The sequence below is a fragment of the Rhodococcus rhodochrous genome, assembly GCF_900187265.1.
GTDB lineage: Bacteria > Actinomycetota > Actinomycetes > Mycobacteriales > Mycobacteriaceae > Rhodococcus > Rhodococcus rhodochrous.
Map to the genome: position 1 here is coordinate 3000573 of NZ_LT906450.1, position 12919 is coordinate 3013491.

Here is a 12919-nt window from a genome sequence, read left to right on the forward strand (position 1 = left end):
GTCCGGGCCGGAGTCCGCGGCGCACCGGGGAAATCCTATGTGATGGGCCGAGCGGCCCGATGTTGCACCCGCGCGCTCGCATACAGGCAGATCGAGGCGGCGGTGGCGAGGTTGAGCGATTCGGCGCGTCCGCGGATAGGGATGCGGACGCGGTGGTCGGCGCGGGCGGCGACCTGCGGGTCGAGTCCGTGGGCCTCGTTGCCGAACAGCCAGGCGGTGGGCGCGGCGAGCAACTCGTCGGCGTCGTCGAGGTCGACCTCGCCGTCGGCGGCCGTCGCGAGGATCTGCACGCCGGCCTCGGCGAGCACGGCCAGCACCCGGTCGGTGTCGCGTTCGCGCGCGACCGGCAGATGGAAGATGCTGCCGGCCGAGGAGCGCACGCACTTGCCGTTGTGCGGGTCGACGCTGTCGCCGGCGAGGACCACGGCGTCGGCGCCCACGGCGTCGGAGACGCGGATGAGGGTGCCGGCGTTGCCGGGTTCGGCGACCGCGACGGGGACGGCGAGCAGCCGCGACCGCGGGGTCACCGCTTCGGCGAGCGGCACGTCGAGGGTGTCGCACACGGCGACGAGGCCGGGCGGGGTGACGGTGTCGGACAGCCGGGCGGCGGCCCGCTCGGTGACGATCCCCACGCGCACACCCTTGCGGCGTGCCTCGTCGATGACCGGCGCGTACCGGCCGGCGGCCGCCTCGGTGACGAACAGTTCGTGCACGCGGGCGGCGGCGAGTGCCTCGGTGACGGAGTTCTCACCCTCGGCGAGGAACCGCCCGGTCTTGCGACGCTCGGCGGTCCGGAGCAGTTTCACAGCAGAAACGACCCGTGGTGTGCGCTCGGTGAGCGTGTCCACGGGTCGTTCCTGGATGTTGTCGTAGCTCAGGGCAGCACTCAGGCAGCCGGAGCGTTGACGTCGGCCGGCAGGGCAGCCTTGGCGACAGCCACGAGGCCGGCGAAGGCCTCGGCGTCGGAGACGGCGAGCTCGGCGAGGATCTTGCGGTCCACCTCGACACCGGCGGCCTTCAGGCCCTGGATGAAGCGGTTGTAGGTGATGTCGTTGGCGCGGGCAGCAGCATTGATGCGGCTGATCCACAGCTTGCGGAAATCACCCTTGCGGGCGCGACGGTCGCGGTAGGCGTAGGTCAGCGAGTGAAGCTGCTGCTCCTTGGCCTTGCGGTACAGGCGCGAGCGCTGTCCGCGGTAGCCCTTCGAGGCCTCGAGAATCGAACGACGCTTCTTCTGGGCGTTGACGGCCCTCTTCACGCGTGCCACTGGTTATGTGTCCTGTCAGAGTTCGGGGGACGAACGAGGTGTCCCCGGGTGGATCGGTCGGAGAGGCTCAGAGCCCGAGCATGCGCTTGACGCGCGGAGCGTCGGCATCGGCGACGACGGCCTTGCCGTCGAGGCGACGCGTCACCCGCGAGGACTTGTGCTCGAGCAGGTGGCGGCGACCCGCCTTCTGGCGCAGGACCTTTCCGCTACCGGACACCTTGAATCGCTTCGCGGTGCCGCTGTGGGTCTTCGACTTGGGCATGGAGTCCTCAGTTCTTGTCGTGTGCGTACATCGGTGCTCACGGACAGCACCGGATGTGCTGCCTGAGCGGGCTAGTTGCTCGGGGCGTCGCCCGTCCCGGGAGCCGGCGCGGACGGCGCGGACTCCGTGGTCGGGGCGGCGGAGGCTGCCGGGCGCGGAGCGGCCTGCGCCGGTGCGGCCTGCGCGGCTTCCTGAGCCTTCGCGCGGGTCTTCGCACCCTTGTGCGGGGCCAGCACCATGGTCATGTTCCGGCCGTCCTGCTTCGGACTGGTCTCGATGAAGCCGAGGTCGGCGACATCGGCGCCGAGGCGCTGCAGCAACCGGTATCCGAGTTCGGGGCGCGACTGCTCGCGGCCGCGGAACATGATCGTGACCTTGACCTTCGAACCGGCTTCGAGGAAGCGCACGACGTTGCGCTTCTTGGTCTCGTAGTCGTGGTCGTCGATCTTCGGACGGAGCTTCTGCTCCTTGATCACGGTCTGCTGCTGGTTCTTGCGCGATTCGCGCGCCTTCTGCGCGGCTTCGTACTTGAACTTGCCGTAGTCCATGATCTTGCAGACCGGCGGCCGGGCGTCGGGCGCCACCTCGACGAGGTCGAGGTCGGCTTCGATTGCCAGGCGGAGGGCATCTTCAACACGCACGATTCCGACCTGTTCACCGCCGGGTCCGACGAGCCGGACTTCGGGAACTCGGATGCGTTCGTTGATGCGGGTCTCAGCGCTGATGGGGCCTCCTAGGTAGAGCGGTGTGGTCGGTTTGACCGCACCGCAGCACGTGGCCCTACTCCTCGACAAGAAGACCCCGCTGTGGCGCCGAGGCTCCACGCGGGGTCCGATACCGACCGGTCGACGGCACCCAGCTCACGCTGCGTGATCCGCACCGCCCGATGGAGGGCGGACATCCGGGCTTCTACACCCGGAGGACCGGACCCCTCAGCTGCATCGATGTGCCGCCAGAGGTGGGAGTCGGACTCCACTTTGCTGCCCACGGAGGATCACCGCGGGCGGTCGTGGGATCAAGTCTAACAAAAAGCCACGTCGACGACGAATCGGCGCGTCGGCACCGCACCCGCACCGCCGGCGCCGAGGGACGCGACCCTATGCTCGACGCTATGACGGATGCTCCCGAGACCCCCGATCAGGATGCTGCGGCGGAGGATGTGCGCGAACTCGCCGACATCCCGGCCGTCGAGGTGATCAGCCGCGCAGCCGTGATGCTCATGAGTTCGGCTGCCGAGAAGCTCGGTCTCGCCGACGAGGATCCCGACAGCAGCGCACGACGTGACCTCGACGAGGCCCGCCGCGTGATCACCGCACTCGCCGGCCTGATCACCTCGTCGGTGGAATATCTCGGTCCGCACGCCGGCCCGCTGCGCGAAGGACTGCAGGCACTGCAGCGCGCCTTCCGCGAGGCGTCGGCGGTGCCCGACGAGCCCGGCAAGGGCCCGGGCGAGAAGTACACCGGCCCGGTCTACTGAGCCGAACCGGAGTCCCGCCCACTTCACGCTCCCCGGCTGCTTCACGAGCCACGGGACCGAGCCGCCCGCCTCTTCCGAGGCGGGCGGCTCGATTCGTCAGCTCGCGGCCGCCACCTTCTTCTTGGCGGTCTTCGCCTTCGCGGCCGTCTTCGTCGCGGCCGACTTCGTAGCGGCAGTCTTGGTCGCGGTCGCCTTGGTCGCCTTCGTCGCGCGCTTGCGTACCGGCGCGGGAGCAGATGCAGTGGTCCGGCCGTCGAGGATCTCCGCAAGGAAGCGTCCGGTGTAGCTCTCCTCCACCGTGACCACCTCTTCCGGAGTGCCCTCCGCGACCACCGTGCCACCACCGGAACCGCCCTCGGGACCCATGTCGATGATCCAGTCGGCGGTCTTGATGACATCGAGGTTGTGCTCGATGACGATCACGGTATTGCCCTTGTCGACCAGACCGTTGATGACCCCGAGCAGCTTGCGGATGTCCTCGAAGTGCAGGCCCGTGGTGGGCTCGTCGAGGATATACGCGGTGCGCCCGTTGGAACGCTTCTGCAGTTCGGCGGCGAGCTTGACGCGCTGCGCCTCACCGCCGGACAGGGTCGTCGCCGGCTGGCCCAGGCGCACGTAACCGAGACCGACCTCCGTCAGCGTGTTGAGGTAGCGGTGGATGGAGGTGACCGGCCGGAAGAACTCCGCCGCCTCCTCGATCGACATGTCGAGCACCTCGGCGATGGTCTTGCCCTTGTAATGCACCTCGAGCGTTTCGCGGTTGTACCGGGCACCGTGGCACACCTCGCACGGCACGTACACGTCGGGCAGGAAGTTCATCTCGATCTTCAACGTGCCGTCGCCCGAGCACGCCTCGCACCGGCCGCCCTTGACGTTGAACGAGAACCGGCCCGGCTGGTAGCCGCGCACCTTCGCCTCGGTGGTGGACGCGAACAGGCTGCGGATCTTGTCGAACACCCCGGTGTAGGTCGCCGGGTTCGACCGCGGGGTGCGGCCGATCGGCGACTGGTCGACCTGCACGAGCTTGTCGAGCTGGTCGAGTCCGTTGATGCGGGTGTGCCGTCCGGGGACCTGCCGCGCGCCGTTGAGCTTGTTGGCCATCACCGTCGCGAGGATGTCGTTGACGAGTGTCGACTTCCCGGAGCCGGAGACACCGGTGACGCAGGTGAGGACGCCGAGCGGGAACGCCACGTCGATCTCGCGCAGGTTGTTCTCGCGGGCGCCGACGACGGTGACCTGCCGGCCCTTGTCGATCGGTCGTCGGAGCGCGGGGATCTCGATCTCCTCGCGCCCGGACAGGTAGGCACCGGTGAGCGATTCCGGGTTGTCGAGCAGCTCCTTGTAGGTGCCGCTGTGGACGACCTTGCCGCCGTGCTCGCCCGCGCGCGGACCGATGTCGACGACCCAGTCGGAGGCGCGGACGGTGTCCTCGTCGTGCTCGACGACGATGAGCGTGTTGCCGAGATCGCGCAGTCGCGTGAGGGTGTCGATGAGACGACGGTTGTCGCGCTGGTGCAGACCGATCGACGGCTCGTCGAGGACGTACAGAACGCCGACGAGACCGGATCCGATCTGCGTGGCGAGACGGATGCGCTGTGCCTCACCACCGGAGAGGGTGCCCGCGGCGCGCGAGAGGGTGAGGTAGTCGAGTCCGACGTCGAGCAGGAAGCCGAGCCGGGCCTGGATCTCCTTGAGGACCTGCCCGGCGATGGCGGCTTCGCGGGCGCCGAGGACGAGACCGTCGAGGAAGCGTGCGCACTCGGCGATCGACAGGTCGCTCACCTCGGCGATGGACATCGCGCCGAAGTCGCCCGCGCTGACCGTCACGGCCAGGATCTCGGGACGAAGGCGGGCACCGGCACAGGCCGGGCACGGGATCTCCCGCATGTAACCCTCGTAGCGTTCCTTGGCCTGCTCGGACTCGGACTGCTCGAGACGGCGGTGCAGGAACGGCATGACGCCCTCGAACTCGGCGTAGTACGAGCGGACGCGGCCGTAGCGGTTCTTGTAGCGCACGTGCACCTGCTCGGTGCTGCCCTCCAGCACTGCCTTGCGCACCTTGGCGGGCAGTTTCCGCCACGGGGTGTCGATGTCGAACTCGAGGGCGTCGGCCAGGCCGGACAGCAGTCGGCCGAAGTATTCCGCGCTCTGGCCCATCGACCAGGGCGCGATCGCGCCGTCGGCCAGGCTCAGATCCGGGTCGGGCACGACGAGATCGGGATCGACCTCCTTGCGCACACCGAGACCCGCGCACTCGGGGCACGCACCGTAGGGCGAGTTGAAGGAGAACGACCGCGGCTCGAGTTCGTCGATCGACAGGGGGTGCGCGTTCGGGCACGCCAGGTTCTCCGAGAACCGACGCTCGCGATCGGGGGCGTCCTCCTCGCGATCGACGAAGTCGAGCACGACGACACCCTCGGCGAGCCGCAGCGCGGTCTCGATGGAGTCGGTGAGTCGCTGTTGCGCGCTGGGCTTGACGGCGAGGCGGTCGACGACGACCTCGATGTCGTGCTTCTCCTGCTTCTTCAGCTTCGGCGGATCGGAGAGCGGGTGGACGACCCCGTCGACGCGCACGCGGGAGTAGCCCTGGACGGTCAGCTGCTCGAAGAGGTCGACGAACTCGCCCTTGCGGGTGCGCACGACGGGCGCGAGGACCTGGAAACGGGCCCCGGCCTCCATCTCCAGCACCTGGTCGACGATCTGCTGCGGCGTCTGCCGGGAGATCTGCTCACCACAGACCGGGCAGTGCGGAGTGCCGGCCCGGGCGTACAGCAGACGCAGGTAGTCGTAGACCTCGGTGATGGTGCCCACGGTGGACCGCGGGTTGCGGTTGGTGGACTTCTGGTCGATCGACACCGCAGGCGACAGGCCCTCGATGAAGTCGACGTCCGGCTTGTCCATCTGCCCGAGGAACTGGCGGGCGTAGGCCGACAACGACTCGACGTAGCGCCGCTGCCCCTCGGCGAAGATGGTGTCGAACGCGAGGCTCGACTTGCCCGAACCCGACAGCCCGGTGAAAACGATCAGACTGTCGCGCGGCAGGTCCAGGTCGACACCACGCAGGTTGTGTTCCCGGGCTCCACGCACGATCAGGCGGTCTGCCACGCCACATCCTTCCTGTAGACAAGGCCGGAATTCGGCCCTCAGCCATGGTAGGCGCGGGTACCGACACGTTTCCGTGACGAACAACCGCGCGCCTGAGGCTCACGCGCGTGCACCCGAAGGTAGGTTGGCTGCATGACGCAGCAGCCCGTGATCATCGAGGACACCTACACCGGCGACGTCACTCCCGGCGGACCCGCGCAACGCCGAAGGATTCCCGGAGCGAGCATCGTCAAACTTGCCGTCGGCGAGATGAACAACAACACCTATCTCGTCACCGACGACGCCACCGGCAAGTCCGTCTTCATCGACGCCGCAAACGAACCCGACCGTCTCGTGCAGTTCCTCCGCGACAACGCGCCGGAGCTCGAGCTGATCGTCACCACCCATCAGCACTGGGATCACTGGCAGGGCCTCGAGCGGGTCGCCGCGGAGACCGGTGTGCCGACCGCCGCGCACGAGCTCGACGCCGATCCCCTGCCGGTGAAGCCCGACCGGATCCTGGCCGAGGGCGACACCGTGCAGATCGGTGAGCTGAATCTCGAGGTGATCCACCTCTCTGGACACACTCCGGGGTCGGTTGCGCTGGTCCTCACGGAACAGGGCACGGGTCGCACGCACATCTTCACCGGCGATTCATTGTTCCCCGGCGGCGTCGGCAAGACCCCGAACGACGACGCCTTCCGATCGCTCCTCGGCGACGTCGAGTCGAAGATCTTCGATCGCTTCGACGACGAGACGATCTTCTACCCCGGACACGGCAAGGACTCGACCCTCGGAGCCGAACGTCCGCATCTCGGCGAGTGGTGCGAGCGGGGCTGGTGACGGTCCGCCTCGGGCCGGACGGCACTCGGTACGAGGCCTAGCCTGCGACGGGTCTGCGACACCCGAGCGTGCTCGCACGACGTCTGGTCGGGGGCACCGTCCCTGTCGGCCGGCCCTTCGCCCTTGCCCGCTCCGGCGGGCTCGTCCCTCGAGCGCTCGCCCGCCATATCCGCGAAGGCCGTTCCCGAGACCATCCCGTTCGTGCCCGGCACGACCGTGGTCGGCCGCGCTCCCGGTTCGTACATGCGGTCGATCTCCTCGGCGTTCTCCCTCGCCTGCCGTTTCTCCTCGTCGTCGGGCCGATCCCAGCGGGTCGGATCCTCCGCGTCGGTCATGTCCGGGCCCCCTTCCAGCACGCGGCAACGACCCGAGCGGGCCGATTGGGCTGCGTCCGTTCCAGCGTGCGCCCCGTCGCAGAGGTGCGGAGGCCGAACGAGGATCGGAGTTCGCCGGAATCCTCCTGTGCACCACTGCCGCGAGTACGCTCGAAAACCGGACGAGCTCGCACGAGCACGGAGGCCTGACACTGTGGCGGATCTCGTACTGGGGCCGGTGCTTCGGCACATCGGCGATACGGACGCCACGATCTGGGTGGAGACGTCCGAGCCGTGCACGGTGCATGTGCTCGGCAGTTCCGAACACACGTGGACCGTCGCGGGGCACCATTACGCGCTCGTCACCGTCCGAGATCTCGAATCCGGATCGGTGACGCCCTACGAGGTGGATCTCGACGGCCGGGTCGTGTGGCCGCCCGTCGGTGTTGCATCGCCGCTGATCAGGACCGCGGGAGACGACCCCGAGGCTTTCGTGCTCGCCTTCGGGTCGTGCCGGGTGGCCTCGGAGAGCGCGGAACCGACAGCTGTCCTCGGAAAGGACGCCCTCGTCGCCTACGCGCAGCGCATGCGTTCCCTACCGGTCGACGAATGGCCCGACGCGCTGCTGCTGCTGGGAGACCAGGTCTACGCCGACGAGCTGTCGGAGGAGATGAAGCGACGGGTCGGTGAGCGTCACGATCTGTCGGAACCGCCCGGAGCCCAGGTACGCGACTTCGAGGAGTACACCTGGCTGTACAGCCGGTCGTGGTCCGAGGACAACGTCCGATGGCTGTTGTCGAACGTGCCGACCTCGATGATCTTCGACGATCACGATGTGCACGACGACTGGAACACCTCCTATTCGTGGCGCAGGGAGATGGAGGCCTCCGCGTGGTGGGAGGAACGCATCGTCGGGGCGTTGGCGTCGTACTGGATCTATCAGCATCTCGGTAACCTCTCTCCCGCGGAGCTGGACGAGGACCCGCTCTACGACCGGGTGCGGAACTGTGCCGGGGACGCCGAACCGATCCTGCGTGCGTTCGCGTCCGGCGCCGACGAGGAAGCCGACGGCAGCCCGGGGGTGCGGTGGTCGTATCGCCGCGATTTCGGACCGGTGCGTCTGCTGGTGATCGATTCGCGGTGCGGGCGGGTGCTCGCGCCCGACCGGCGCGACATGGTGTCCGATCCGGAATTCGACTGGATCGAGGAGCAGGCCGACGGCGACTACGACCACCTCCTGATCGGTACGTCGCTGCCGTGGCTCCTCCCCCGCACGATGCACGACCTCGAGGCGTGGGACGAGAAGCTCGCGTCCGGTGCGCGCGGTGACCGATGGGCGCGGTGGGCCGAGAAACTCCGCCGCGCCGCGGATCTCGAACACTGGGCGGCCTTCCGCGATTCGTTCGAGCGACTCGCCCGTCTGTTGCTGGATGTCGCTGCCGGGCGTCGCGCCGGAACGTCCGGCCGCGCGCCCGCGACGATCTGTGTCCTTTCGGGCGACGTGCACCATGCCTACGCCGCCCGCGTCCGATTCGCGACGCCGACCGCCGGCACGGTGTACCAACTGACTTGTTCGCCCCTGCACGACCATGTCCCCGCAGCTGTCCGGGTCGCCTTCCGCGCCGCATGGGGACGCAAGGCGGAGCGCGTCGTGCGGTTGCTGCTCGGTCCGGTGACGGCCGTTCCCGAGGCGTCGTTCTCGTGGTCGAAGATGGCAGGTCCGAGCTTCGGGAACCAGATCGCCACCCTGCGGACGCGTGGACGCGTCGCGCACCTGACCATCGAGCGCAGCGTCGACACCGCCTCGGGTCCGCACCTGTTCGAGACCGTCACGGATCTGCCGCTCACTACGGAGGAGCGGCCGCCCGAGATTCCGACGTCCCGCGCGGCGAGTCGGCCGTCGAGGTGATGTTCGGGGGCGTTCGTCGATGACGAGATTCGGGTTTTATTGCATTTCCGTACGATCCGAAATACCGCTTTGCGCCCTTCGGCCCTGCTTCGTGCATATTCCCGTGACGCCCGGGGTACCTGTGTCAGGGTTTGGAAACACAGCCGACCACGGGAGGAACCACATGCTCGTCCGGAGAATTGCGCGGCCCATGCTCGCGTCCATCTTCATCGCCGGGGGTATCGACGCCCTGCGGAAGCCCGAGCCGAAAGCAGGTGCCGCGCAGCCCGGGCTCGATCAGGCTGTGAACGCATTGCCGGCATCGATCACCGACCGGCTTCCCAGCAACCCCGAGACTCTCGTCCAGATCAACGCCGCCGTCCAGATCGGCGCCGGGACCCTGTTCGCACTCGGTAAGGCACCTCGTCTGTCCGCTCTCGCGCTGATCGGCAGCCTCGTGCCGACGACCGTTGCGGGCCATGACTTCTGGAACGTCGAGGACCCCGAGGCCCGCGCCCAGCAGCGCACCCAGCTCATCAAGAATGTGAGCCTGATCGGCGGTCTGCTCATCGCCGCGGTGGACACCGAGGGCAAGCCGTCGCTCGGCTGGCGGAGCCGTCGCGCCGCGCGTGCCGCGCAGAAGTCGGTGGCCGCTGCACTGCCGGGCCACTCCTCGGACGGTCACACGGCCGAAACGCTGCACACCGTCGCCGAGCGGGTCAAGACGCTGACCGAGGAAGCCGGCGAGCAGGGTGGACACTTCCTCGAGATCGCCAAGGAACGTGCCCCCGAACTCGCAGAGGCCGCACGCGAGCGGAGCAGCGGACTGCTCGAGGTCGCCCGCGACCGCGGTCCGGTGCTGACCGAGCGGGCACGCGATCGTAGCGCCGAGATTCTCGGAGTCGCGCGTGAGCGTGCCCCCGAGATTCTCGGTGTCGCACGTGACCGCGCCCCCGAACTTGCCGAGGGCGCCCGCGAACGTGGCACCGAACTGCTCGAGCTGGCCCGGGAACGCACCCCCGAGCTCGCCGACGTCGCCCGCAAGCGTAGTTCGAAGCTGTGGGACACCACGGTCGATCGCAGCTCGGAATGGGCGAAGCTCGCCGAGGAGCAGTCCGCGATCCTGAACGCCCGGGCCCACGTCGCCGCGGAGAAGGCACGCCTGCGTGCCGAGGCCGCGCGCAAGCAGGGCACGAAGGCGGAGAAGAAGCTCGCGAAGAATCTGAAGGCGCTCGAGAAGAGCATCGAGAAGAAGAAGTAGTCCGGTACGGCACAAGGGTGCGGGCGTGCGTGGAAATCGCACGCCCGCACTGCTGTGATCAGGCTTTCTGCCCGTTTCCCTCCTGCGGCGACTAGACTTCTCGGGCACTTTCGTCGACGCGTCACCCCTGCGGCGGCGAGCGATCTCGTCCTGTCTATCCCCGAGGAGTCCCTGTGCCGGTTGATGGCGCGTCCCATCCGGAGCTCGACCGCGAGCAAGCCTACGTGGCGATGCTCTACACGCATCTCGACGGTCTGCGCGCCTACGCGAAGACGCGGCTGGCCCGCGTACTGCGCGAGACCGGAGGCACCCCGCAGGCGCGCAGCGAACGCGAGTCGTACACCCACATGTACACCGAGGACATCGCGAAGTACGACGCCGCCGAACACGGCCTGTGCTTCGGTCGCATCGACGTGCGGGACGACGGGACGGACGCCTCCGGACCCACGACGGAGGACGGCGCGGAGACCCGCTACATCGGCCGCCTCGGCATCCTCGACGAGGACAACGACTACGAGTCGCTGCTGCTCGACTGGCGCGCGCCGCAGGCCCGCCCGTTCTACCTCGCGACCCCCGCCGCGCCCGACGGTGTCGTGCTGCGTCGCCACATCCGCAGCCGCGGCCGCTCCGTCACCGCACTGCACGACGAGTACCTCGACCTCGACGCCGCCCGCGAGCACGCCGACACCCCGCCGGCCGGTGGCGTGGCCGGAGAATCGGCGCTGCTCGCCGCTCTGAACGCCGCGCGCACCGGGCAGATGCACGACATCGTGGCGACGATCCAGGCCGAGCAGGACGCGGTCATCCGGTCCGAGCATCGCAGCGTGCTCGTCGTCCAGGGTGGTCCGGGCACCGGCAAGACCGCGGTCGCGCTGCACCGCGCGGCCTACCTGCTCTACACCTACCGAAAGCAGCTGGCGAAGAGCGGTGTGCTGATCGTGGGCCCGAACAGCCGCTTCCTCGACTACATCGGTCAGGTGCTGCCCTCGCTCGGGGAGACCGGGGTGCTGCTGTCGACGGTCGGGGATCTGTATCCGGGGGTTACGCCGACAGTCGAGGACGATCCCGTGGCCGGCGAGCTCAAGGGCTCCCTGGACATGGTGAAGGTGCTCGAGAAGGCCGTCCGCGACCGGCAGGAGGTGCCCCGCTCCCCCGTGCCGCTGAGCTTCGACACCTACGCGCTCACCCTCGACCGCAAGATGGTGACCCGCGCGCGGGGCCGCGCACGCTCGTCCCGCCGGCCGCACAACCTGGCCCGGCCCATCTTCGTGAACGGGGTCATCGACGCCCTCGCCGACCAGCTCGCCGGGATCATCGGATCGAATCCGCTCGGCGGCGCGAACCTGTTGAGCCGGGAGGACATCCACGACATCCGGTCCGAGATGCGTTCGGATCCCGACATCGTCGCTGCGATCGACGCACTGTGGCCGGAACTGTCCCCGCAGCAGGTGCTCTCGGATCTGCTCGCCTCCCGCGACCGGATCGCGTCGGCGGCTCCGGCGCTGACCGACGAGCAGCTCGACGCGCTGCACCGCCCCGATGCACCGGGGCATTTCAGCGCCGCCGACGCTCCCCTGCTCGACGAGCTCGCCGAACTGCTCGGTGTGGACGACGCCGCCGAACGTGAACGCGCGAAGCGGCGCTGGCGCAAGCAGATCGCCGACGCGCAGGGCGCACTCGACATCCTCACCGGTTCGGCACCACAGGATCTCGAGGACGATCTCGATCCCGAACTGCTCATGGCATACGACCTGATCGACGCCACCCAGCTCGCCGAACGACAGAACCACCGCCGCCACGAGACCACAGCGGAGCGGGCGGCCGGTGATCGCACCTGGACGTACGGCCACGTGATCGTCGACGAGGCGCAGGAGTTGTCGGCGATGGCGTGGCGAACGATCATGCGCCGCATCCCGAATCGCTGGATGACCCTGGTGGGCGACACCGCGCAGACCGGGGATCCGGCGGGAACCGAGTCGTGGCAGCAGATCCTCGAACCGTACGTCGCGAACCGGTGGAAGAAGACCGAACTGACGGTCAACTACCGCACCCCGGCGGAGATCATGCGGATCGCGCACGCGGTGCTCGCGGAGATCGATCCCGACCAGGTGCCGCCGCAGTCGGTGCGCGAGTCCGGTTTCGAGCCGTGGGCGCAGCACGTCGACGCGGACGCGGTGCTCACCACCGTCCAGGCCGCGCTCGACGCCGAGACCGGCCCGGGCACGACGGCCGTGCTCGTTCCGGCGCGGCTCGTGGGTGCGTGGGAGCATCTCGCGTCCGAGTCGGTCACGGTCGCGACCGTCAAGGAGGTCAAGGGCCTCGAGTTCGACGCGGTGCTGCTCGTCGAACCGGCGGAGATCCTCACCGATTCCTCACGCGGGATGAACGACCTGTACGTGGCGCTGACCCGCGCCACCCAGCGTCTCGGGGTGGTGCACTCGGAGGCGTTGCCGGAGGTGCTGACCGGTCTCGCGGCACCGACACACTGCTGAGCCGACACGGTTCGGTAGACACCGCCGAGCG

10 protein-coding genes and 1 pseudogene are annotated in these 12919 nt (G+C 68.6%); 5 read left to right on the top strand and 6 right to left on the bottom strand.

The window, feature by feature from the left end:
• Positions 1–35: 35 nt before the first annotated feature.
• The 4 genes from CKW34_RS13780 to infC all read right to left on the bottom strand — a co-directional run bounded on the left by CKW34_RS13780 (position 36) and on the right by infC (position 2323).
• The gene (locus CKW34_RS13780; RefSeq protein WP_059381088.1) at positions 36–848 is read right to left on the bottom strand and encodes a TrmH family RNA methyltransferase; all 813 of its coding nucleotides are present in this window, start codon (positions 846–848) and stop codon (positions 36–38) included.
• 38 nt (positions 849–886) lie between these two features.
• Positions 887–1267, bottom strand: coding sequence for a 50S ribosomal protein L20 (rplT, locus tag CKW34_RS13785; RefSeq protein WP_006553977.1), 381 nt, complete (start codon positions 1265–1267; stop codon positions 887–889).
• Between the two features lie 67 nt (positions 1268–1334).
• A complete protein-coding gene (gene rpmI, locus CKW34_RS13790) occupies positions 1335–1529 on the bottom strand; it encodes a 50S ribosomal protein L35 (protein WP_006553978.1) in 195 nt (64 codons plus the stop codon).
• Positions 1530–1600: 71 nt separating this feature from the next.
• Positions 1601–2323: a translation initiation factor IF-3 gene (gene infC, locus CKW34_RS13795; protein WP_033097706.1), complete on the bottom strand. Its 723-nt coding sequence runs from the start codon at positions 2321–2323 to the stop codon at positions 1601–1603.
• A gap of 317 nt (positions 2324–2640) precedes the next feature.
• Between infC and CKW34_RS13800 the strand changes: the two genes are divergently transcribed.
• Positions 2641–3006 carry a DUF1844 domain-containing protein gene (locus tag CKW34_RS13800; RefSeq protein ID WP_016692782.1) on the top strand — a complete coding sequence of 122 codons (366 nt, stop codon included), beginning with the start codon at positions 2641–2643 and terminating at the stop codon, positions 3004–3006.
• 96 nt (positions 3007–3102) lie between these two features.
• On the opposite strand, the gene uvrA is transcribed toward CKW34_RS13800, so the two are convergent.
• Positions 3103–6111 (bottom strand): excinuclease ABC subunit UvrA, encoded by a 3009-nt coding sequence (uvrA, locus tag CKW34_RS13805; RefSeq protein ID WP_059381087.1) that lies wholly within the window; start codon positions 6109–6111, stop codon positions 3103–3105.
• A 132-nt stretch (positions 6112–6243) separates the two neighbouring features.
• On the opposite strand from uvrA, the gene CKW34_RS13810 reads away from it, so the two are divergent.
• Complete coding sequence (locus CKW34_RS13810) at positions 6244–6933, top strand: MBL fold metallo-hydrolase (RefSeq protein ID WP_059381086.1); 690 nt, start codon at positions 6244–6246, stop codon at positions 6931–6933.
• 119 nt (positions 6934–7052) lie between these two features.
• Here the strand turns inward: CKW34_RS13810 and CKW34_RS24915 are convergent.
• Positions 7053–7268: pseudogene (locus CKW34_RS24915) on the bottom strand (hypothetical protein); the annotation flags it as partial.
• 193 nt (positions 7269–7461) lie between these two features.
• On the opposite strand from CKW34_RS24915, the gene CKW34_RS13820 reads away from it, so the two are divergent.
• From CKW34_RS13820 to CKW34_RS13830, 3 genes are all read left to right on the top strand, one after another.
• Positions 7462–9156 (top strand): alkaline phosphatase D family protein, encoded by a 1695-nt coding sequence (locus tag CKW34_RS13820; RefSeq protein ID WP_059381084.1) that lies wholly within the window; start codon positions 7462–7464, stop codon positions 9154–9156.
• Between the two features lie 163 nt (positions 9157–9319).
• On the top strand, positions 9320–10396 hold the full coding sequence (locus tag CKW34_RS13825) for a DoxX family protein (RefSeq protein ID WP_059381083.1): 1077 nt from the start codon (positions 9320–9322) through the stop codon (positions 10394–10396).
• Positions 10397–10569: 173 nt separating this feature from the next.
• Positions 10570–12888 (top strand): HelD family protein, encoded by a 2319-nt coding sequence (locus CKW34_RS13830; RefSeq protein ID WP_059381082.1) that lies wholly within the window; start codon positions 10570–10572, stop codon positions 12886–12888.
• Positions 12889–12919 lie beyond the last annotated feature (31 nt).